18 protein-coding genes are annotated in these 20,772 nt (G+C 72.8%); 12 read left to right on the top strand and 6 right to left on the bottom strand.

All coding sequences use genetic code 11. The features are described from left to right. Positions 1–89: 89 nt before the first annotated feature. From mihF to AB0F52_RS42320, 7 genes are all read left to right on the top strand, one after another. Positions 90–407, top strand: a complete 318-nt coding sequence (gene mihF, locus AB0F52_RS42350) for an integration host factor, actinobacterial type (protein WP_013224622.1) — start codon at positions 90–92, stop codon at positions 405–407. After that, positions 404–1,060, top strand: a complete 657-nt coding sequence (gene gmk, locus AB0F52_RS42345; protein ID WP_014466863.1) for a guanylate kinase — start codon at positions 404–406, stop codon at positions 1,058–1,060. Before mihF ends, gmk begins: the two co-directional genes overlap by 4 nt. Then, positions 1,057–1,326 (top strand): DNA-directed RNA polymerase subunit omega, encoded by a 270-nt coding sequence (gene rpoZ, locus AB0F52_RS42340; RefSeq protein ID WP_013224624.1) that lies wholly within the window; start codon positions 1,057–1,059, stop codon positions 1,324–1,326. Before gmk ends, rpoZ begins: the two co-directional genes overlap by 4 nt. Further along, positions 1,319–2,539, top strand: coding sequence for a bifunctional phosphopantothenoylcysteine decarboxylase/phosphopantothenate--cysteine ligase CoaBC (gene coaBC, locus AB0F52_RS42335; protein ID WP_360183460.1), 1,221 nt, complete (start codon positions 1,319–1,321; stop codon positions 2,537–2,539). The genes rpoZ and coaBC overlap by 8 nt, the downstream gene beginning before the upstream one ends. Positions 2,540–2,632: 93 nt before the next feature. After that, a complete protein-coding gene (gene metK / locus AB0F52_RS42330) occupies positions 2,633–3,835 on the top strand; it encodes a methionine adenosyltransferase (RefSeq protein WP_360183539.1) in 1,203 nt (400 codons plus the stop codon). Between the two features lie 90 nt (positions 3,836–3,925). After that, entirely contained in the window at positions 3,926–6,025 is a 2,100-nt protein-coding gene (locus tag AB0F52_RS42325) for a primosomal protein N' (protein ID WP_360183458.1), read from the top strand. Between the two features lie 41 nt (positions 6,026–6,066). Continuing rightward, entirely contained in the window at positions 6,067–6,942 is an 876-nt protein-coding gene (locus tag AB0F52_RS42320) for a hypothetical protein (protein ID WP_360183456.1), read from the top strand. Positions 6,943–6,944: 2 nt separating this feature from the next. Here the strand turns inward: AB0F52_RS42320 and AB0F52_RS42315 are convergent, their stop codons facing one another. Both AB0F52_RS42315 and AB0F52_RS42310 read right to left on the bottom strand, forming a co-directional pair. Beyond that, complete coding sequence (locus tag AB0F52_RS42315; RefSeq protein WP_360183454.1) at positions 6,945–8,603, bottom strand: CotH kinase family protein; 1,659 nt, start codon at positions 8,601–8,603, stop codon at positions 6,945–6,947. Between the two features lie 151 nt (positions 8,604–8,754). Continuing rightward, the gene (locus AB0F52_RS42310) at positions 8,755–10,119 is read right to left on the bottom strand and encodes a hypothetical protein (protein ID WP_360183452.1); all 1,365 of its coding nucleotides are present in this window, start codon (positions 10,117–10,119) and stop codon (positions 8,755–8,757) included. A 126-nt stretch (positions 10,120–10,245) separates the two neighbouring features. Between AB0F52_RS42310 and ggt the strand changes: the two genes are divergently transcribed. From ggt to AB0F52_RS42290, 4 genes are all read left to right on the top strand, one after another. Then, positions 10,246–12,042 carry a gamma-glutamyltransferase gene (gene ggt / locus AB0F52_RS42305; protein WP_360183450.1) on the top strand — a complete coding sequence of 599 codons (1,797 nt, stop codon included), beginning with the start codon at positions 10,246–10,248 and terminating at the stop codon, positions 12,040–12,042. A 386-nt stretch (positions 12,043–12,428) separates the two neighbouring features. Continuing rightward, positions 12,429–13,355, top strand: coding sequence for a methionyl-tRNA formyltransferase (fmt, locus tag AB0F52_RS42300; RefSeq protein WP_360183448.1), 927 nt, complete (start codon positions 12,429–12,431; stop codon positions 13,353–13,355). Next, the gene (locus AB0F52_RS42295; protein ID WP_360183446.1) at positions 13,352–14,776 is read left to right on the top strand and encodes a transcription antitermination factor NusB; all 1,425 of its coding nucleotides are present in this window, start codon (positions 13,352–13,354) and stop codon (positions 14,774–14,776) included. The genes fmt and AB0F52_RS42295 overlap by 4 nt, the downstream gene beginning before the upstream one ends. Then, positions 14,773–15,279, top strand: coding sequence for a flavoprotein (locus AB0F52_RS42290; RefSeq protein ID WP_360183444.1), 507 nt, complete (start codon positions 14,773–14,775; stop codon positions 15,277–15,279). Before AB0F52_RS42295 ends, AB0F52_RS42290 begins: the two co-directional genes overlap by 4 nt. 44 nt (positions 15,280–15,323) lie before the next feature. Here the strand turns inward: AB0F52_RS42290 and AB0F52_RS42285 are convergent, their stop codons facing one another. The 4 genes from AB0F52_RS42285 to AB0F52_RS42270 form a co-directional block, all read right to left on the bottom strand. Continuing rightward, positions 15,324–16,433 carry a serine hydrolase domain-containing protein gene (locus tag AB0F52_RS42285; RefSeq protein ID WP_360183442.1) on the bottom strand — a complete coding sequence of 370 codons (1,110 nt, stop codon included), beginning with the start codon at positions 16,431–16,433 and terminating at the stop codon, positions 15,324–15,326. A 102-nt stretch (positions 16,434–16,535) separates the two neighbouring features. Beyond that, positions 16,536–17,942, bottom strand: coding sequence for an alkaline phosphatase (gene phoA / locus AB0F52_RS42280; RefSeq protein ID WP_360183440.1), 1,407 nt, complete (start codon positions 17,940–17,942; stop codon positions 16,536–16,538). A 165-nt stretch (positions 17,943–18,107) separates the two neighbouring features. After that, complete coding sequence (locus AB0F52_RS42275) at positions 18,108–18,767, bottom strand: response regulator transcription factor (protein WP_360183438.1); 660 nt, start codon at positions 18,765–18,767, stop codon at positions 18,108–18,110. Continuing rightward, positions 18,764–19,963 carry a histidine kinase gene (locus AB0F52_RS42270; RefSeq protein ID WP_360183436.1) on the bottom strand — a complete coding sequence of 400 codons (1,200 nt, stop codon included), beginning with the start codon at positions 19,961–19,963 and terminating at the stop codon, positions 18,764–18,766. The genes AB0F52_RS42275 and AB0F52_RS42270 overlap by 4 nt, the downstream gene beginning before the upstream one ends. A 122-nt stretch (positions 19,964–20,085) precedes the next feature. Here AB0F52_RS42270 and rpe point away from each other — a divergent pair, with 122 nt between their 5' ends. After that, positions 20,086–20,757, top strand: a complete 672-nt coding sequence (gene rpe / locus AB0F52_RS42265; protein WP_360183537.1) for a ribulose-phosphate 3-epimerase — start codon at positions 20,086–20,088, stop codon at positions 20,755–20,757. Positions 20,758–20,772 lie beyond the last annotated feature (15 nt).

Genomic DNA, 20,772 nt, shown 5'->3' with positions numbered 1-20,772 from the left:
CCCACCAGGCACCCCCGCATTGTGGCCGGTGCTCACGGGTGGGTACCGTCGCGTCACCCACCCAGTTTTGAGAACTACCGGAGGAAAACGTGGCACTTCCCCAGCTGACAGAGGAACAGCGCGCTGCGGCGCTGGAGAAGGCCGCCGCCGCTCGCAAGATCCGTGCTGAGCTGAAGGAGCGGCTGAAGCGGGGCGGTACCACTCTGGTCGACGTGCTGAAGCAGGCCGAGGAGAACGAAGTCCTCGGCAAGATGAAGGTTTCGGCTCTGCTCGAGGCCCTCCCGGGCGTCGGCAAGGTCCGCGCGCAGCAGACCATGGAACGACTGGAGATCGCCCCCAGCCGTCGCCTTCGTGGCCTCGGCGACCGGCAGCGCAAGGCGCTGCTGGCCGAGTTCAGCGGCGAGTGAACGGCGCCGGTCGTGACTACCCGGTGAGCCGGGGCGCCGACCGAGGCAGTGAGCCGGTGGCGGGGGAGTTCTCCCGCCACCGGCTCACCGTCGTATCGGGGCCTTCGGGAGTCGGGAAGTCGAGCGTGGTGGGCGAGCTGCGGAAGCTGGAGCCCGACGTCTGGTTCAGCGTCTCGGTCACCACCCGCCACCCGCGTCCCGGCGAAGTCGACGGGGCGCACTACCACTTCGTCGACCGCGCGGAGTTCGACGCGATGGTCGCCGACGGACGGCTGCTGGAATGGGCCGAGTTCGCCGGCAACCGCTACGGCACCCCGCGCGAGCCGGTCGAGAAGGCGCTCGCCGAGGGCCGCCCGGCCGTCCTGGAGATCGAACTGCAGGGCGCCCGCCAGGTCCGCGCGGCGATGCCGGAGGCCCGGCTGGTGATGCTGATGCCGCCGTCGTGGGAGGAACTGGTCGGCAGGCTCACCGGGCGCGGCACCGAAAACGAGGCCGCCGTGCAGGCCCGGCTGGCCGAAGCGGAGCGCGAGCTGGCGGCGGCGGGGGAGTTCGACCACCGCCTCGTCAACGCCGACGTGCGGGAGGCCGCCGAGCACTTGCTAAACTTGATTACAGCTGATCAGTTTTCCGACGAAGCGGAGCACCACGAGTGACCACCCAGGTAGCCCTGACCGAAGAGCTCGAGGGCATCACCAACCCCCCGATCGACGACCTGCTCGAGAAGGTCAGCTCCAAGTACGCGCTGGTGATCTACTCGGCGAAGCGCGCCCGCCAGATCAACGACTACTACGCCCAGCTGGGCGAGGGTCTGCTCGAGTACGTCGGCCCGCTCGTCGAGCCGGGCCCGCGCGAGAAGCCGCTCTCGATCGCGCTGCGCGAGATCCACGGCGGCCTGCTCGAGCACACCGAGGGTGAGTAAGCCCCGCGTCGTCCTGGGCGTGGGCGGCGGCATCGCCGCCTACAAGGCGTGTGAGGTCCTGCGCGGGCTGACCGAATCCGGTCACGACGTCCGCGTGGTCCCCACCGAAGCCGCGCTGAACTTCGTCGGCGCGGCGACCTTCGAAGCCCTCTCCGGGCACCCGGTGCACACGGGCGTGTTCACCGAGGTCCCCGAGGTCCAGCACGTCCGCGTCGGCAAGGAAGCCGACCTGGTCCTGGTCGTCCCGGCCACGGCGAACCTGCTCGCCAAGGCCGCCCACGGCCTCGCCGACGACCTGCTGACCAACACCCTGCTCACCGCCCGGTGCCCGGTCGCCTTCTTCCCGGCGATGCACACGGAGATGTGGGAGCACCCCGCGACCCGCGACAACGTCGCCCTGCTGCGCTCGCGCGGCCTGGTCGTGACCGAGCCCGACTCCGGCCGGCTGACTGGTGTCGACACCGGCAAGGGCCGCCTGGCGAACCCGGCCGAGATCGTCGACCTGGCGCGGCTGCTGCTGGCCCGCCCGGACGCCCTCCCGCGCGACCTCGAAGGCGTCCGCGTGGTGGTTTCGGCCGGCGGCACCCGCGAGCCCCTCGACCCGGTGCGCTACCTGGGCAACCGCTCGTCCGGCAAGCAGGGCTACGCGCTGGCCCGCGTCGCCGCCCAGCGCGGCGCCGACGTCACCCTGGTCACCGCGCACACCGTCGCGCTGCCGGACCCGGCGGGCGCGACCGTGGAGCACGTCTCGACGGCCGAGGAGCTGCGGCAGGCCGTGCACGCGGCGTCGGAAAGCGCCGACGTCGTCGTGATGGCCGCCGCCGTCGCCGACTTCCGGCCGGCGAACCGGGCCGACCACAAGATCAAGAAGTCCGACGACCAGCCGGATCCGGTCATCACGCTGGACCGCAACGCCGACATCCTCGCCGAATTGGTGCGAAACCGGCGTCCCGGTCAGGTCGTCGTGGGATTCGCCGCGGAAACCGGCGACGCGCAGGGCGGCGTGCTCGACCACGCCCGCGTGAAGCTCAAGCGCAAGGGCGCGGATCTGCTGGTGGTCAACGCCGTCGGTGACGGGAAAGCGTTCGGCACCGAAGACAATTCGGGCTGGCTGCTCGGGTCCGACGGCACGGAAATCCCTATACCTCTCGGCGCGAAGGCTGAACTGGCGTCCACGTTGTGGGACGCTGTTGTGAGCTTCATGAAGCGTTGACCGTCCCCCGAGCGATAGTCAGTACGCTTGCATAGCTAAGGGGTGCCTAACTTTCGGGGCATCCGACGACTAGGTGAGGAAGTGACGGCCACCGTGACCGCGTCCAGCAGCAGATTGTTCACCTCGGAGTCGGTGACCGAAGGGCACCCCGACAAGATCTGCGACGCCATCAGCGACTCGATCCTCGACGGCTTGCTGTCGAAGGACCCGCGCAGCCGCGTCGCCGTCGAAACCCTGATCACCACCGGCCAGGTGCACGTGGCCGGCGAGGTGACCACCGAGGCGTACGCCGACATCCCGACGATCGTCCGCGACGTCATCCTCAAGATCGGCTACGACTCCTCCGCCAAGGGCTTCGACGGCAACTCCTGCGGCGTCAACGTCGCGATCGGCTCGCAGTCGCCCGACATCGCCCAGGGCGTCGACACCGCGTACGAGTCGCGCGTCGAGTCCGACGAAGACGAGATCAACCGCCAGGGCGCCGGCGACCAGGGCCTGATGTTCGGCTACGCCTGCTCGGACACCCCCGAGCTGATGCCGCTGCCGATCGCGCTGGCCCACCGCCTCTCGAAGCGCCTGACCGCGGTCCGCAAGGACGGCGTGCTGCCGTACCTGCGCCCGGACGGCAAGACCCAGGTCACCATCGAGTACGCCGGCGACCAGCCGGTGCGCCTCGACACCGTCGTCGTCTCCTCGCAGCACGCCGACGGCATCGACCTGGAGAAGATGCTCAGCGTCGACGTCAAGGAGCACGTCGTCGGCCCCGAGCTCGAGAACCTGGGGATCGACACCTCGAACGCGCGCCTGCTGGTCAACCCGACCGGCCGGTTCGTCATCGGCGGCCCGATGGGCGACGCCGGCCTGACCGGCCGCAAGATCATCGTCGACACCTACGGCGGCATGGCCCGCCACGGCGGCGGCGCGTTCTCCGGCAAGGACCCGTCCAAGGTCGACCGTTCCGCCGCGTACGCGATGCGCTGGGTGGCCAAGAACGTCGTCGCCGCGGGCCTCGCCTCCCGCACCGAGGTCCAGGTCGCCTACGCGATCGGCAAGGCGGCCCCGGTCGGCCTGTTCGTCGAGACGTTCGGCACCGAGACGGTCGACCCGTCGAAGATCCAGCAGGCCATCACCGAGGTCTTCGACCTCCGGCCGGCGGCGATCATCCGCGACCTCGACCTGCTGCGCCCGATCTACGCCCCGACGGCGGCGTACGGCCACTTCGGCCGGCCCGAGCTGGACCTCCCCTGGGAGAGCACGGCCCGCGCCGAGGCCCTCAAGGCGGCCGCGGGAGCCTGACGCACGATCCGGTGAAGGCCACCCCGCGGATCTCCCGGGGTGGCCTTCCTCGTGTCCGGGCTGTCGGTGGGGTCTGGTAGAGATCACGGCGTGAGCAGTTCCGAGCCCGAAGCTCTCTGGGACCTCCCGGAGAAGCCGCCCGCCGCCAAGGCGGCGCCCTCGCGTGCCCGGAAGAAGGCGCCGAAGCCGGGGGAGAAGGCGAAGGGCGCCCAGTCGCCCGCACCCGAGCTGCCGGTCGCGCGGATCGTCGTCGACATCCCCTTGGCGCACCTGGACCGCACCTTCGACTACCTCGTGCCGGAGAAGCTGCACGACACCGCCGTGCCGGGCTGCCGCGTCCGCGTCCGGTTCGCCGGGCAGCTCGTCGACGGCTACCTGATCGAACGCGGCGAGACCAGCGACTACGGCAGCAAGCTGGCGTTCCTCGACCGCGTGACGTCGGCCGAGCCGGTGCTGCCGCCGTCGCTGCACGCGGTGTGCCGGGCGGTCGCCGACCGCTACGGCGGCACGCTGTCCGACGTCCTGCGGCTCGCCATCCCGCCGCGGCACGCCAAGGCCGAAGGCGAGCCGCCGGTCCCGCCGGCGGGACCACCGGAAGCGCCGGACGCGACGGCCTGGGCGCGTTACCAGCGTGGTCCGGCGTTCGTGGAGGCCCTCGCCGAGGGCAAGCCCGCGAACGCCGTCTGGCAGGCCCTGCCGGGCGAGGACTGGCCGCGCCGGCTCGCCGAGGCCGCCGGCACGGTCGCCGCCGCGGGGCGGGGCGCGGTGCTGGTGGTGCCGGACCACCGCGACCTGACCCGGGTGCACGCGGCCTGCGCGGCGGTCGTGGGCGAGGACGCCGTCGTGGCGCTGATCGCCGGGCTCGGGCCCGCCGAGCGCTACCGGCGCTGGCTGGCCGTGCTGCGCGGCGCGGTGCGGGTGGTCGTCGGGACGCGGGCGGCGATGTTCGCGCCGGTCCGCGACCCCGGCCTGTTCGCCGTCTGGGACGACGGCGACGACCTGCACCTCGACCAGCACGCGCCGTACCCGCACGTCCGCGACGTCCTGATGGACCGCGCCCACGCGGCGAAGGCGTCGCTGCTGGTCGGCGGCTTCGCCCGGACGGCCGAGGCCCAGCTGCTCGTCGAGTCCGGCTGGGCCGCAGCGGTCCTGGCCGACCGCGTAACGCTGCGCGCGGCGGCCCCGCGCGTCACCCCGGTCGGCGAGGACTTCGACGTCGCCCGGGACGAGGCCGCCCGGGTGGCGCGCCTGCCGGCGGTGGCCTTCGAGGCGGCGCGCCAGGCGTTCGCGGCGGACCTCCCGGCCCTCATCCAGGTGCCGCGGCGCGGGTACGTGCCCGGCCTGGCCTGCGGTCAGTGCCGGACACCGGCGCACTGCCGCCGGTGCGCGGGGCCGCTGGCCCTGCCCGGCGGTTCGCTCGACGGGCAGCCGAAACCGCCGGCCTGCCGCTGGTGCGGTGTCCCCGAAACGGCGTTCCGCTGCACGGCGTGCGGCTCGGTCCGGCTGCGGGCGGTGATCGTCGGCGCGAAGCGGACGGCGGAGGAGCTCGGCCGAGCGTTCCCGGGCATCCCGGTCCGCACGTCCGGGGCAGCGGAGGTGCTGGAGTCGGTGCCGGGCAAACCGGCGCTGGTGGTGTGCACGCCGGGCGCGGAGCCGGTGGCCGACGGCGGCTACGGCGCGGCCCTCCTGCTGGACGGCTGGGCGCTGCTGGGCCGCCAGGACCTGCGGGCGGGCGAGGAGACCCTGCGCCGCTGGATGGCGGCGGCGGCCCTGGTCCGCCCGGCCGCGGCGGGCGGCCGCGTGATCGTCGGCGCGGAGGCGGGGCTGGGGGTGGTCCAGGCCCTGGTCCGCTGGGACCCGGCCTGGCACGCGGCCCAGGAGCTGGGGGAGCGGCGCGAGCTGGGCTTCCCGCCGGCGATGCGGATGGCGAGCGTGGAGGGCAGCCCGGACGCGGTGGCGGCCCTGCTGGACGACCTGCCGCTGCCGTCGTCCGGGGAGGTGCTGGGCCCGGTCCCGATCGGCGAGCTGGACGAGGAGGGCAACGCGGACCGGGAACGGGCGCTGGTGCGCGTGTCCCGCGCGGAGGGCAAGGCCCTGGCGGCATCGATCCACGCGGCGGCGGCCCGCCGCGACGCCCGGAAGGCCACCGAACCGATCCGCATCCAGGTGGATCCGCTCGACCTGATCTGATTTTCCGGATTTCCGCCGCGCGATGGCGGTATTTTGGGTTCATGGCGAAGGTCAGGCCGGTACCTTTCCCGGAGCGGAACGGCACAGAGCCGTTCAACGCTTCCGGGGTCGTGCAGGTGGATTTCCGGCGGTTCGTCTTCATCGACAACAAAGACCCCACGGCCTTGTTCGAAATGACGTTCGATCCCGGCATCGTCGCGGTCGAGCGGATTCGCCGGCGCCCGTTGGCCGGCGTCGGCACGGGAATGCTGCGCGATCCCGAAGGCCTCACCCGGGTCGACGTGAACGGCGAAATCTTCCTCGTCGTCTCATCGTCTTTGTGCGTCGCGGACGGAAACCGGCGCTGCGACGGCCTCGTGCGCGTCCGGTACTCGCCCCACGGTGAGCTGCCCGCGGAACCGATGGACGGGTTCCGGGACTGGCTGCTCGCCCGCGAACCCGCGCTCGCCGCGGCCGGGCGGCGGGAACCGGACGCGGGCGGGCTGAACGTGGAAGGCCTGACCTGGGACCGGAAGGCGAGCGCGCTGCTGTTCGGCCTGCGGGGACCGGCGAGCCCGGGCCGCGTCACGCTGGTCCGCGTGCCGGCCGACGTCGGCGGCGCCCGGTGGACGACCGCGTCACTGGGACAGCCCGAACTGATCCACCTGCGGCTGCCCCGGCCGGAGGGGACGCAAGGAATCCGGGACATTTCCGGGGACGCGGCCACCGGCGATTTCCTGCTGCTGCTCGGGCGTTCGACCAGTCACGGCGACGCGCCCTTCCGGCTCGGCACGTGGCACCGCGCCGACGACCACGCCGGGCTGCTCGACGTCACCTTCCACCGGACCGCGAAGCCGGAGGGCGTCACGACGTTTCCGGTCGACGGCGGGCGGCGGATCCTGATCGTCGACGACGCCGGTGGCTACGCGGTTCTCTGATTTCAGGAAAAGTACAGCGTCGACGGCGTGGGATCCTGGTGGACCCGCGGTTTCCCGGCCGCCGTCGTATCCGTGCCGAAAGCCGCGCCCAGCCCGGTCCGGACGCTGGTCATCGTGAAATAGCCGCTGAACGCGAATTCGTCGCCGACCGGGTCGATCGCGGTCACCGAGAACTCGTCGGCGTGGGCGGAGTCGCCGGCCGCGCGCGTGCAGAGCAGTTCGTGGCCCTGGCTCGAAGTCGTCGTGGTCGCGTGGAGCACCCGGCCGGACGCCTTGCTGGCCACCGACTGCCCGGTGCCGAGCGGCGCGAAGCACCACAGGTCCGTGTCGTCGACTCCTCCCGGCCGCAGCCGGTGCACGACCTCGCCCCCGCCGGGCTCGGCCGCCGTGGCCGGGATGGCTTCGCTGCCGCTGGCGTGCAGGCACTCGTTGGTGACGTCGTCGCGGACGTAGGCGCCTTCGGCGCCGGGCAGGCCGCCGCGGAGGTAACCGGCGGACGCGGCCAGCCGCAGCTGCTTCCGCACGGCGGTGAGCTGCGTGAGCGGGTCCGGCACGCCGAGCCCGGCCAAAACGGTCCCCATCCCGTCGAGCAACGGCTTGAGCACGTCCTGCTGGGTCCGGAAGCCGAACACGGTTTCGCGGTACCGGCGGATCTGGTCGACCACCTGGGCCCGCCGTGCCGGGTCGTCGCGCACGAGCTTGGCGAGGAGCCCGACGGTGTCGAGCCGGAAGTGCCGGCCGGGCTGGAGGGTCTGGTCGAGGCCCCACGGGATCAGCTTGAAGTCGATGTCGCCGACGCCCGGCTGGGCGACGGCGTCGACGTCGTTGTAGACGTAGGTGTTGTTGGTGTTGCGGGAGTAGCCGTCCCAGTGCTTGAGGAAGAACTCCATCGCGTAGATCTTGATGAACTGGTCGAGGTCGAAGACTTCGCTCGCCCCGGCCACTCCGTGCGCGGCGATGTGGTCGACGGCGAACCGCAGATCGGCCTTGTCGTCGAACTTCGACAGCGCCTCCACCCCGATGAGCGGCACCCGGTCGGCGACGAAGTCGTCCTGGTGCTCCAGCTCGTAGAGGTTGCCGTTCAGGTGGCCGAAGTTGCGCTCGATGTAGCGCGGCATGATCGGCTCGACGTTGACGAAGACACCGGGGCTGTCGACGCCGGCCACGCCCTGCCCGATCGGCACGCCGTTCACGCGCACCTGAGCGTAATTGCCGCGGGAATGGGGGAGACCGGCGAGCTCGAACAGTTTGTAGCCGAGCAGCTGCCGGACGTAGGAGAGGTCCTGGACGGAGTTGTTGAGCGTCAGGTACCGCGACCCGATCAGCTCGCGGACCGGATCCTTGTTCGCGTCCAGGAACTTCCCGAAGTCGATGTGCAGGCAGGGCTTGTCGCTGTTGATCGAACCGCAGAACGACTTCTTCTTGATCCCGACGTCGGGGAACGCCGTCCGCGCGGGGAACTTCGTCCCGGACAGCTCGACCGACGTCGCCTTCCGCCAGGTGTAACGGCTGCCGCCGGCCCAGTCGAAGTTGCACACCCCACCGGCGGGCTGCTCGGTGCGCACGGCGTCCCAGTCCGCCGGCGGCAGCGTGATATCGATCGTCAGCACATTGTCGATCGCGTAGAGGGAATCGAGTGCGTGCTGCTCCTGGCTGCCCATCCGCTCAGTGTACGACCGGAAACCGGATTCAAGAATGCACGCGGAAATCCGTGATCGATCCGATTTCGGGTGGGTGTGTCACCCATTGTGCGGGCAGCCGGTGAGGGAGCGCCGGAGTGGCCGGCGTCCCCCACGGCGAATCGTGCGCTGCTCAGCCCGGCAGGACCGTGCCCGGCAACGATTCCACGGCGGCACGCGGCGATTCCGTGACTCCGGGCGGAGCGGCGGTGCCGGGGCCGGTCGCGGCCGCCGTCGTCAATGTGAGCACCTGGGCCGCGATCGCCTGGCGGCGGGCTTCGAAATCCGCGTCCGTCAGCGCGTCCGGGGCCGTCGGCTGGCCCAGCACCGGTGTGTGCAGGTGCCCGCCGGCCACCGACGTCAGCCCCAGGCCGGTGCGGACGCGGTTGCTGCGGAACATCGATTCGTTGGACAGGTAGTTCCCGCCACCGCCGGAAGCGGCGATCTCGCCCGCGGCCGGGGCGTCCGAGCGGCACACCGGGGTTCCGGTGCCCGGGTGGGCCGCGTCCGGCCAGATACAGAACGCCTGGTTGAAGTTCACCGGATAGGCGCCGGCGGGTGCGGCCAGCATCCGGTCGTACGGCAGCGTCGTCTCGATGAACTGGACGTCCGGCTGCGGCCAGCCCGCGGCCGGTGGCACGCCTCCGGTGATCGACACGTTGTTGTTGTCGGGGAAGCCGCCGCGCCAGGCGCCGGCCCAGCGCTCGATGTCGAACCGGCCCGGGCGCCCCTGGCTGATGGTCATGATCACGTCCGGCCGTCGCGCGCGGTCGCGCAACGCCGTGCCGTAGGCCGCTTCGACGATGCCCGCGTCGAAGTAGCCCCACACGACCGGGAAGTTCACCGCCTGCACCACGGCCGGCCCCGACGGCGTGGCGAGGATCCGCCCGTCCAGCTGCAGGGCCGCCGCGCCGGCCGGGTTCGAGATCCGGACACCGGCGCCGTCGAGCTGGAACGGGTCGAAGCCGCTCACCATGACCCGCCGCGTCTTCCCGAGCGGGAACCGGACGTCGTCGAGGCCGCGCGACCCGCGATCGAACGCCGTGAGCAGCGACACCCGCTGCGACGCCGGAAGCGGGAAGGACGGCCGCCATTGCCGCACCGCGCTGCTGAGCTGCAGCCGCGCCCAGTACAGCGGCCGGTCGTCGAAGCGGTCGAGCGTGCCGAGGCCGGGCGTGCGGCCCTGGGCGCGGTCGACCGCGGTCCGCCACAGCCGGTCACCGGCCCGCGTGACCACCCGTTCGGCCCGGCGCGGTGTGCGTGCGGCGCAGAGGTCGTGCTCGACCTCGGCGACGAAGGGGGCCAGCCCGGCCAGCCGGACCAGCTCGGGGCCGACGGCGGGCCTGCCGGACGGCATCGTCGCGGTCAGCCGCTGCTCCTCCACGGTCAGCGGGACGGCCGCGTCGAAGCAGCTCCGCGCCGGCGTGGCCGCGGCGACGCCGGGGAGCACGAACATCGGCACGGCGGAGAGCAAGGGGAGCAGGGCGGAAAGGCGCACGGGTTTCCTCCACGTCGCTGAGCGATCTCCGCCACCCAGTCTTCCGGTCGGAAAGCGATCCGAGAAGCGTGCATAAGGTGGGATGACGTCTTGAAGCCGCCTTGACCAAGGGGCAGACTCGCTCGCATGCCCGCGCACTGGAGCCGCACCACGCTCGTCCTGGCCGTCGCCGCCGTGCTCACCGCCGGCGCCGCCGTGCCCGCCACCGCCGCCACGCCCACGCCGAAGTCGCCGGTCGCCGTCGGCTTCGGGGGCGCTGTCGCCAGCATCGACGCCGACGCCACCGCGATCGGCACGCAGGTCCTGCGCGACGGCGGGAACGCCGTCGACGCGGCCGTCGCGGTCGCCGCCGCGCTCGGCGTCACCGACCCGTTCTCGGCCGGGGTCGGCGGCGGCGGGTTCTTCGTCTACTACGACGCCAAGACCCACCGCGTGCACACCCTGGACGGCCGCGAGACGGCGCCGAAGACCGCCGACGAGAACCTCTTCGTCGAAAACGGCAAGCCGCTCGCGTTCGCCGACGCCGTCACCAGCGGCCTGAGCGTCGGCGTGCCCGGCACGCCCGCGACCTGGGCCGAAGCCCTGCGCAAGTGGGGGACGCGGTCGCTGGCGAAGTCGCTGAGGCCCGCCGAGAACCTCGCGCGCACCGGCTTCGTCGTCGACCAGACGTTCCAGACGCAGATCGCGAACAACGCCGCGCGGTTCTCCGCGTTCCCGTCGACGCGATCGCTGTACCTGCCGGGTGGCGCGCCCCCGGCGCCGGGGACGGTCTTCAAGAACCCCGACCTGGCGGCCACGTACGCGCAGCTCGAGCGTTCCGGCGTCGACGCGCTGTACCGCGGCCCGATCGGCGCGGACATCGCCAAGACCGTGCAGAAGCCGCCGGTCGACCCGGCTTCGACGCTGAACGTCCGCCCCGGGAAGCTCACCACCGGCGACCTCGCGGCCTACCGAGCCATCGAGCGCGACCCGACCCACGCGCGCTACGAGGGCCTCGACGTCTACGGCATGCCGGCGCCGTCGTCGGGCGGGCTGACGGTCGGCGAGGCGCTCAACATCCTCGAGAACTTCGACCTGAAGCACGCGAGCAAGGCCGACTACCTGCAGTACTTCCTGGAGTCGACCCGCTTCGCCTTCGCCGACCGCAACCGCTGGATCGGCGACCCGGCGTTCGTCGACGTCCCGGCGCGCGAGCTGCTGAGCCAGCGGTTCGCCGACACCCGGGCCTGCCTGATCTCGAAGGACAAGGCGGCGACCAGCCCGGTCGCCCCGGCCGACCCCCGGCACCCGGCCCCGTGCGCCGCGAGCTCTGCGGCGGCTCCCACTCCGTACGAGGGTGAGAACACGACGCACCTGACGGTGGCGGACAAGTGGGGCAACGTCGTCGCGTACACGTTGACGATCGAGCAGGAGGGTGGCAGCGGCATCGTCGTGCCGGGCCGCGGGTTCCTGCTGAACAACGAGCTGACCGACTTCTCGTTCACGCCGGTGACGCCGGGCGTGCCGGATCCGAACCTCCCAGGCCCGGGCAAGCGCCCCCGCTCGTCGATGGCCCCGACGATCGTCCTCGACCACGGACGCCCCTTCTTCGCGACGGGTTCCCCGGGCGGAGCGTCGATCATCACGACGGTGCTCCAGGTGATCCTCGGCCGCCTCGACCGCGGCTTGTCACTGGAGGACGCGATCGCGGCCCCGCGCGCGTCGCAGCGCAACTCGGCGCAGGCCCAGGTGGAGCAGGCATTCCTGGACCAGCCGGAGACGGCGGTGCTGCAGGCCCGAGGCCAGGGCTTCTCGACGGCCCCGGCGGAGATCGGCGCGGCGACGGGCGTGGAGCGATTGCGGGACGGCCGATGGTTGGCGGCGGCGGAGCCGGTGCGGCGTGGCCAGGGTGCGGCGCAGGTGGTGTGGCCGGCGCGCTGGTAGGGCCGAGGTCGCCCGTATCCCCTGGCCGGGAACGTCGCGAATGACTCATTCGGGACCTCCGAGGTCCCGAATGAGTCATTCGCGGCACCGGCAGCTTTGCTCGGCCCCGAGCGGCCCCGAACGGAGGCCGGTCGCGGCGATCGACTTCGCCGGCCCACCTCCCGGGGGCGCCCCCCGGGTCCAGCGTATCGAGCGAGGCGGACGAAAAGCCGGGGAATCCCGCGCCGGCGGTCTGGTTGTCCACATCACGACCCTGATGTGGACAACCCCGCGTGAGCTGCGGATCGGCACATCGGGGCACTGGCGCGCCCGGCCGGGAGGAGCCTTCTAGACTCGGCCCCGATGTTCCAGCCACCTGAAACCCTGCTTCCGCCGGGGGTGGGCCGATGAAGCTCGTCTTCGCCGGCACTCCCGACCCGGCGGTCCCCGCCCTGCGCGCCCTGCTCGACTCCGGGCGGCACGAGGTCGTCGCCGTCGTCACGCGGCCCGATGCGCAAGCCGGGCGTGGCCGGCGCGTCGTGCGGTCGCCCGTCGGTGCCCTCGCCGACGAACACGGCATCGAGGTCCTCACGCCAGCGCGCGCCGGGGATCCCGCCTTTCTCGCGCGGCTCACCGAGCTCGCGCCGGACGCCTGCCCCGTCGTCGCCTACGGGGCGCTGCTGCCGCAGGCCGCCCTCGACATTCCGCGGCTGGGCTGGGTGAACCTGCACTTCTCGCTGCTGCCCGCGTGGCGCGGGGCCGCGCCCGTGCAGGCCGCGATCCGCGCCGGGGACGAGATCACCGGCGCCTCGACCTTCCGGATCGTCAAGGAACTGGACGCCGGCCCGGTCTACGGCGTCGTCACCGAGGCGATCGGGGCCACCGACACCGCCGGCGCCCTGCTCGGGCGGCTCGCGGAGTCCGGGGCCAAGCTGCTGCTGTCCACCATGGACGGTCTCGCCGACGGCAGCCTCGTCGCGCGGGAGCAGCCCGCCGAGGGCGTCAGCTACGCGCCGAAGGTGACGGTCGAGGACGCGCGGGTGTCCTTCGCCGACCCGGCGCCGGCGGTCGACCGGCTGATCCGGTCGGTCACCCCGGAGCCGGGCGCCTGGGCGGAGTTCCGCGGCGAGCGGTTCAAGCTCGGCCCGGTCACGGTGCTCGACGAACCCGGCCCGCCGCCGGGCGAGATCGTGGTCGAACGCAAACGGGTGCTGGTCGGGACGGCGACGAAGCCGCTGCGGCTCGGCGAAGTCCAGGCACCCGGCAAGAAACGGATGGCGGCCACCGACTGGGCGCGTGGAACAAGGATCGACCAGGGAGAACGCCTCCGGTGAACGACCACAGGGAACGACGCCCGTCACGGCCGCAGCGGGGCCGGCCGGCACCGCGCAAGGAAGGGCCGCGCCGCCCGCCGGAGGTCGACCCGGCCCGGCAGGCCGCGTTCGACGTCCTCGCGGCCGTCCGGACGAAGGACGCCTACGCCAACCTCGTCCTGCCGGACCTGCTGCGGGAGCGGCGGATCACCGGCCGGGACGCGGCGCTGGCCACCGAACTCACGTACGGCACGTCGCGCGCCCAGGGCCTGCTCGACGCGATCATCGAGTCCTGCGCCGAGCGCCCCCTCAAGCAGACCGACCCGGCGGTGCTCGACGCGCTGCGCCTCGGCGTCTACCAGCTGCTGCGCACGCGCATCCCCGAGCACGCCGCCGTGACGTCCACTGTGGACCTCGTGCGCGCGGAAGCCGGTTCGTGGGCCACGGGTTTCGCGAACGCGATCCTGCGCAAGGTGTCCGAAAAGGACGAAACGACATGGCTCGACGAGCTGGCGCCGGACGAGGCGGCCGACCCGATCGGGGCCTACGCGCTGCGCACCGCGCACCCGCGCTGGATCGCGCGGTCGTTCGCCGAAGCACTGGGTGACAAGGGTGCCGGCCTCAAGGCCGCGCTGGAAGCCGACGACGCGCGCCCCGAGGTGCACCTCGTCGCGCGTCCCGGCGAGATCAGCGCCGACGAGCTCGCCGCGATCACCGGCGGCGACCCGGCGCCGTACTCGCCCTACGGCGTGCGCCTGCCCGCCGGCGCCGGCGACCCGGCCGACGTGGAACCGGTCCGCGAGCGGCTGGCCGCGGTGCAGGACGAGGGCAGCCAGCTCTGCGCGATCGCCGCGACGAAGGTGCCGATCGAAGGCACCGACGAACGCTGGCTCGACCTCTGCGCCGGTCCCGGCGGCAAGGCGGCGCTGCTCGGCGCGCTGGCCGCGTTGAGCGGGGCGGCCGTCGACGCCGTGGAGAAGGCGCCGCACCGCGCGAAGCTCGTCGAGAAGGCCACGAGCGGGTTGCCGGTGAAGGTGCACGTGGCCGACGGGCGGGAGAGCGGCCTGGAGCCGGGGTACGACCGGATCCTCGTCGACGCGCCGTGCAGCGGGCTCGGCGCGCTGCGGCGACGGCCCGAGGCGCGCTGGCGCCGCCAGCCGTCCGACGTCGCGGACCTGACGAAGCTGCAGGGCGAGCTGATCACCGCGGCTTACGACCTGCTGCGGCCGGGCGGCGCACTGACCTACGTCGTCTGCTCACCGCACCTGGCCGAGACCGAAGGCGTCTTCGCGGAGACGGCGCGGCGGCTCAAGGCCGAGGTGGTGGACGCGCGCGAGTTCTTCGCGGGCGTCCCGGAGCTCGGTGACGGCCCGTACGTCCAGCTGTGGCCGCACCGCCACGGCACGGACGCGATGTTCTGCGCCGTGCTGCGCAAACCGTGAGGGATCTCGGGCTGGTCGCCAGCTCGTGCGGCGGGCTGGACGTCCGGTTCGCCGCCGAGCTGGCCCGCCCGGCGGCCGAGCGCGGCTGGCGCCCGGCGATCACGCTGACCCCGGCCGCGATGCGCTGGCTGGAGTCGGCCGGCGCACTCGACGAGCTCGCGGCGTGCACCGACCTGCCGGTCCGCAGCGTGTCGCGGCTGCCGGGCGAGCCGCGGCCGCATCCGGACCCGTCGGTGTTCCTGTTCGCGCCGGCGTCGGCGAACTCGGTCGCGAAGCTGGCGCTGGGCATCGCGGACAACCAGGCGCTGACGGTCCTCGGCGACGTGCTGGGCGCGCCGGGGATCACGGTGGTGGTGGCGTACCAGATCCAGGACACCCGGAAGCACCACCCGGCGTGGCAGCGCCACCTCGACACCCTCGCGGGCGCCGGGGTGACGCTGCACCGCCTTGACGTCGGGCGGCCGTGGACCGGGGTTTTGGACTTGCTGCCTTCAGCTCAGTGAGGCCGTGCTCTACCGGTGACCACCGACAGTTCCGGGCCGCCGGGCTACGAACACACCGCCGCGTCCACAGCCGCGAGCAGGTGGCCGCTCGTGTCCGCCGGGGTCGGGTTCTCGTTCAGCACCACCGTTGCCCGGCGGCCGTCCGGGCCCACCCCCGCGAAGTTCGTGAAGCCGGGGATTCCTCCTTCGTGTCCCCACACCACTCCGCACGACACCGGGACGCTCCCCAGCCCGAGGCCGTAGCCGGCGCCCGGGATGCCGAGGTCGGCCGGCACCGCCCGGCGCATCTCCGCCAGCTCCGGTGGACGCAGCAGCCGGCCGCTCAGGAGGGCGCCGTAGAAGTGGTCGAGGTCGGCGGGAGTCGAGACCAAGCCGCCAGCCGCGCCCGCGATCGTCGCGTCGAAGTCGCTGAAGTCCACCAGCTTGCCGCCGACCGGAACGTAACCGACCGCGTGCGGTGCGGGCAGCCGCTCGTCGCCGCGGCGGGGGAGGTACGTGTCGCGCAGGCCGAGCGGCCCGGTGATCCGGCGGGCGATCTCGGTGCCGAGCGCGTGCCCGGTGACCTGCTCCACCAGCATCCCCGCCACGATGTAGTTCGTGTTCGAGTACGACCAGCTCGTGCCGGGCGGGAACAGCGCCGGGTGCTTCAGCGCCATCGCCACCAGCTCGGCCGGCTCGGCGCCGCGGTGCCGCAACGCTTCCGGGTCCGTCAGTTCGAGGTCGTCCGTGTAGTTGTAGAGCCCGCTCGTGTGCTGCAGCACCTGCCGGACGGTGATCCGCCGGTCGGGCAGCAGCCCCGGCAGGTACCGCGAAACCGGCGCGTCCAGCCGCACCCGGCCCTCCGCGACCAGCTGCAGCACCACCGTCGCCACGAACGTCTTGGTGACGCTGCCCGCGCGGAACGAACCGTTGCGCGGGAACGGCTTCCCGGTGGCGACGTCGCCCGTGCCGCTGCGGGTGACCTGCGTCCGCCGGCCGTCCTGGACGACCGCCACCGCCCCCGGTACGCCGTCCTGGGCGGTCAGCACGTCCAGGCTCGCCTGGACCGGGCTCGCCGCCGCCGGTGCCGATGCCGCCAGTGCCGGTGCCGCCGTGGTGGCGGCGAGCAGCACGACGAGCGTGCCGGCGGTGACGGCCCGCAATGACTTCCGCATGAGAAAACCCCCTGGTGTCTCGGTGTTCCCCACGCTAGGGGGCCCGGACACCAGGGGGTATCGGGGAGACCACCGGAAAAACCCGGGGGCCTGCCCCACCACTCAGCGCAGCTTCAGGGCGCGCTTCAGGGTGCCGAACAGGTCGGTCTGGTTGGTCAGGCCGACGATGTTGGCCGCCTGCGGGCCGAGGCCCGCGATGCGCACCTGCGTGCCCGTGTGCGACTGCGAGCCGCCCGCTTCCGCGGTGCCGTAGGCCAGCGTCATGTTCGCGCCCTCGTTGGTGATCAGGGTCGCGGTCAGGCCCGGGGTGGCGGTGGGCTCGACGATCTGGCTGCTGTGGCCGTGGTCGGCGGTCACCAGCACCAGGGTGTCGGGGTGACTGCGGGCGAACGCCGTGCCCGCCGCGATCGCCGCGTCGAAGTCGATCGTCTCGCCGATCTGGCCGCACGGGTCGGCCGCGTGGTCCTGCTTGTCGATGCTCGCGCCCTCGACCTGCAGGAAGAAGCCCTTGTCGCTGCGGCGGTCGTCCAGCAGCTCCAGCGCCTTGCGGGTCTGGTCGACCAGCTTCGGCTGGGTGGCGGGCACCTTCGCGTTCGGCGTGCAGCGGGCCGGCGCGGTGCCGCCGTGCACGGCCGCCGGGCCGGTCCAGTTCACCGGCATGTTGCCGTCGGCGAACAGGCCGAGGACCGGCTTGCCCTTCTTCGCCGCGGCCAGGTCCGCCGCGGTGTTGACGACCGAGTAGCCGGCCGCCTTGGCCTGGTCCAGCACGGTCTTGCCCTGGAACTTGCCCGCCGTCACCTGCTGGTTGAAGTACTTCGCGCCGCCGCCCAGCAGGACGTCGGGGCGGGTCTGCACCAGCTGCTCGGCGATCGAGCCGAGGCCGCCGTTCTCCTTGGCGTTCTTCGCGCACTTGGCGGTCGTCTCGACCGGGCCCTTGCAGTCGCGGTTGACGACGTGCGCGCCGAGCACGGCCGGGGTCGCGTCCTGGACCTCGGCGGTGGTGACGTCGCCGGTGCGCAGGCCGTTGCGCTTGGCGATCTCCAGGATCGTCGGGACGTCGTTGCCGTAGGCGTCGACGGAGATGGCGCCGTTGTAGGTCTTGGTGCCGGTGGCCCAGCCGGTGCCGGACGCGGCCGAGTCGGTCACGTAGTTCGGCTTGCCCGGGTTGTTCTGCTCGACCGCGTAGGTCGTGTAGTCACCGGTCAGCGGCAGCTCGTCCATGGCGAGCCGGCCCGCGGCGCCGCGCTCGTAGTTGCGGGCGGAGGTGATCTCCGACTGGCCCATGCCGTCGCCGAGGAACAGGATGACGTTGCGGGCGTGGCCGCCCTGGATCGCGGCACGGACGTCGGCGGTGCGGTCACCGGTGCCGGCCGACGAGCGCGCGTCGGCATCGCCGGAACCACTGTCGGAGCCGTTGGTGGCCAGGGCGACGGGGGCGGCGGCGATCAGTGCGGCGCCGAGCGCGCCCGCGACCAGCCACCGGCGGCGGCCGGCGAACAGCGAAGCCATGTTTCTCCTCGTTCGGGAACTTCGGGGAATTCGGGAAGTACGGCCCGGATATCGGACACGGGCTATTAGTCCTCCCGCATGTGTGCCGCGAAGGGACTGAAGGTGACCGGAGAGTGGCCGCTGGCCGAACTCATGACTTCCCGCGGGTGACCGGGAGCACGTCGGTTATTGACCGGCGAGGTGCCCCGGCTTGACGACCCCGGCTTCGTACGCGATCACCACGGCCTGGCTGCGGTTGCCGGCGCCGAGCTTGGCGAAGATGTTGCCCACGTGGGTCTTGACCGTCTCCAGGCTGATCACCAGCGCCGCCGCGATGTCCTGATTGGACAATCCGGTGGCGATGAGCCGGAGCACCTCGGCTTCACGGCGGGTGAGCGTCTTCGCCGCCCGCGCGTGCTTCCCGCCCGCGGGCCGGTCGCGCACCAGCCGCCGGATCGCCTCCGGGAACAGCAGGGACTCGCCGGCGGCGACCGTCCGCACGGCGTGCGCGATCTCCTCCTTGCGCGCCCGCTTCAGCAGGAACCCGCTGGCCCCGGCCAGCAGCGCCTCGTGCACGTAGTCGTCGTTGTCGAACGTCGTGACGACCAGGATCTTCGGGGGTTCGGCGAGCGCCGCGAGCACCTGCCGGGTGGCCTCGATGCCGTCCGTGCCGGGCATCCGGACGTCCATCAGCACGACGTCCGGCCGGGTCCGCCGCACCGCGGCCAGGACCTCGCCGCCGTCGGCCGCCTCGCCGACCACCGGCAGGCCCTGCTGCTCCAGCAGGGCCCGCAGCCCGGTGCGGACCAGCGGCTCGTCGTCGGCGAGCAGCACCGACGGCGTCACGCGCCCGCTCGCAGCGGGATGGACGCGTTCAGCCGCCACCGCGGCCCGTCGGGACCGGCGTCGAGCTCGCCGCGCAGGGCTTCCACGCGCTCGGCGAGCCCGGCCAGCCCGCGGCGCCCGGTCCGCGGCCCCTCGCCGGGCAGCGCGTTGACGACCGCGATGCCGAGGCGGTCCGGGCCGACCTCGACCCGGACGTCGACGGAGCCGGGGCCGGCGTGGCGCAGCGCGTTGGTCAGGCCCTCCTGGACGATCCGGTAGCCCTCGCGGGACACCGTGGCCGGCAGTGCCGCGACCGGCCCGGTGACGGCCAGCCGGACGTCGAGCCCGGCTTCGCGGGCACGCACGGTGAGGACGTCCACCTCGGTCAGCGTGCGCGTCGGCTCCTTCGCCGCCGGCTCCTCGCGAAGCAGGCCCAGGACGTGGTCGAGGTCTTCGAGCGCGCTGCGGGAAGCTTCTTCGATCGTGCCGAGTGCGCGCCGGACCTGGGCCGGGTCCGCCTCGACCAGCTCGGCCACGGCCGCCGCCTGGATGGTCGACGTCGTCAGCGTGTGCCCGATCGAGTCGTGCAGCTCGCGGGCCAGCCGGTTGCGCTGGGCGAGCACGGCCGAGCGGCGTTCGGCCAGCGCCGCGCGCTCGGCCGCCGACGGGCCCAGCAGGGCCGTGGCGCCGGCCCGGAACCCCCGGGTGGCGGCGGCCGCGAGCAGCAGCGCCACCACCAGCATGACCAGGGCGACCGGTACCGTCCACGGCCCGGCGGAGGCCCGCAGGCCGAAGAACTCGAACTGCCCCTGGTCGCCGTCCAGCCACAGCACCGGGATGAGGACGCCGAGCAGCAGCACGCCTTCCACCGCGAGCAGCACCCCGCCCAGCCCCGCGTGCAGCACCAGCCAGGCGGCCGAGCGCAATCGGGCCGGCCACGGGGGCCGGGCGCGTCCTGGCGCGGGCAGGTCGAGGCCGAGCATGCCGTTGGCCGCGGCCACCCCGAACCGCCGCGTCGGCCCGGCCAGCCCGGCGAGCCCCATGACGAAGGCGACGACGGCCAGCGCGAGCACGAAGTGCAGCTGGGGCGGACCCGGCAGCAGTGCCACGACGAGGGCGAACGGGAAGGCCGGCAGCGTCAGCGTCGCTCCCAGCAGGGCGAAGGGCACACCGAGGTAGCCACTGGGACGCAGGAGGGAACGCGGAAATCCGGACATGCGGTCGAGGTTAAGGCGCGCCGGTGCCCCGTGACCTCCCTCTCCGGAGCCAGATCCTGGTCACAACCGGTTAGTGGGCGTTAGCCCCGTCCTCCTACACTCGGGACGTGGCAGACCGACCTTTGATCGCACCCAGCATCCTCGCGGCGGACTTCGCCCGGCTCGGCGAAGAGATCGCCGCCGTGGCCGGCGCCGGGGAGAACCGCGCCGACTGGGTCCACGTCGACGTCATGGACGCGCACTTCGTGCCCAACCTGACCCTCGGCCTGCCCGTGGCCAAGGCCCTGATCGACAGCACCGACCTGCCGATCGACTGCCACCTGATGATCGACGACCCGGACCGCTGGGCGATCGGGTACGCCGAGGCCGGCGCCTACAACGTCACCGTGCACGCCGAGGCCGCGAAGGACCCGGTCGCGCTGGCGAAGAACCTGCGCGCCGCGGGCGCGAAGGCCGGCCTGTCGATCAAGCCGGGCACCGCGCTCGAGCCGTGGCTCGACGCGCTCAAGCACTACGACACGCTGCTGGTCATGTCGGTCGAGCCGGGCTTCGGCGGGCAGTCGTTCATCGCCGACGTCCTGGAGAAGGTCCGCACCGCGCGGCGGCTGGTCGACACCGGGCACCTGAAGCTGCTCGTCGAGATCGACGGCGGGATCAACGCCGACACCATCGAGCAGGCCGCCGAGGCGGGTGTCGACTGCTTCGTCGCCGGCTCCGCCGTCTACGGCGCCACCGACCCGGGCAAGGCGGTCGCCGCGCTGCGCGAACAGGCGGCCCGCGGCCGGGCCGGCTGAACTTGCGCACCGGCA

It is taken from the genome of Amycolatopsis sp. NPDC024027 (assembly GCF_040638975.1).
Lineage (GTDB): Bacteria > Actinomycetota > Actinomycetes > Mycobacteriales > Pseudonocardiaceae > Amycolatopsis.
The sequence above is the reverse complement of the archived record's forward strand: the minus strand, read 5'-3'. Positions and strand labels throughout refer to the sequence as shown.

Excerpts from the sequence above, each read along its gene's own strand:
- AB0F52_RS42315 (WP_360183454.1), bottom strand. The coding sequence starts at position 8,603 with ATGGGCAGCCAGGAGCAGCACGCACTCGATTCCCTCTACGCGATCGAC.
- phoA (WP_360183440.1), bottom strand. The coding sequence starts at position 17,942 with ATGGCTTCGCTGTTCGCCGGCCGCCGCCGGTGGCTGGTCGCGGGCGCG.
- fmt (WP_360183448.1), top strand. The coding sequence starts at position 12,429 with ATGAAGCTCGTCTTCGCCGGCACTCCCGACCCGGCGGTCCCCGCCCTG.
- AB0F52_RS42270 (WP_360183436.1), bottom strand. The coding sequence starts at position 19,963 with ATGTCCGGATTTCCGCGTTCCCTCCTGCGTCCCAGTGGCTACCTCGGT.
- AB0F52_RS42285 (WP_360183442.1), bottom strand. The coding sequence starts at position 16,433 with ATGCGGAAGTCATTGCGGGCCGTCACCGCCGGCACGCTCGTCGTGCTG.
- AB0F52_RS42320 (WP_360183456.1), top strand. The coding sequence starts at position 6,067 with ATGGCGAAGGTCAGGCCGGTACCTTTCCCGGAGCGGAACGGCACAGAG.
- ggt (WP_360183450.1), top strand. The coding sequence starts at position 10,246 with ATGCCCGCGCACTGGAGCCGCACCACGCTCGTCCTGGCCGTCGCCGCC.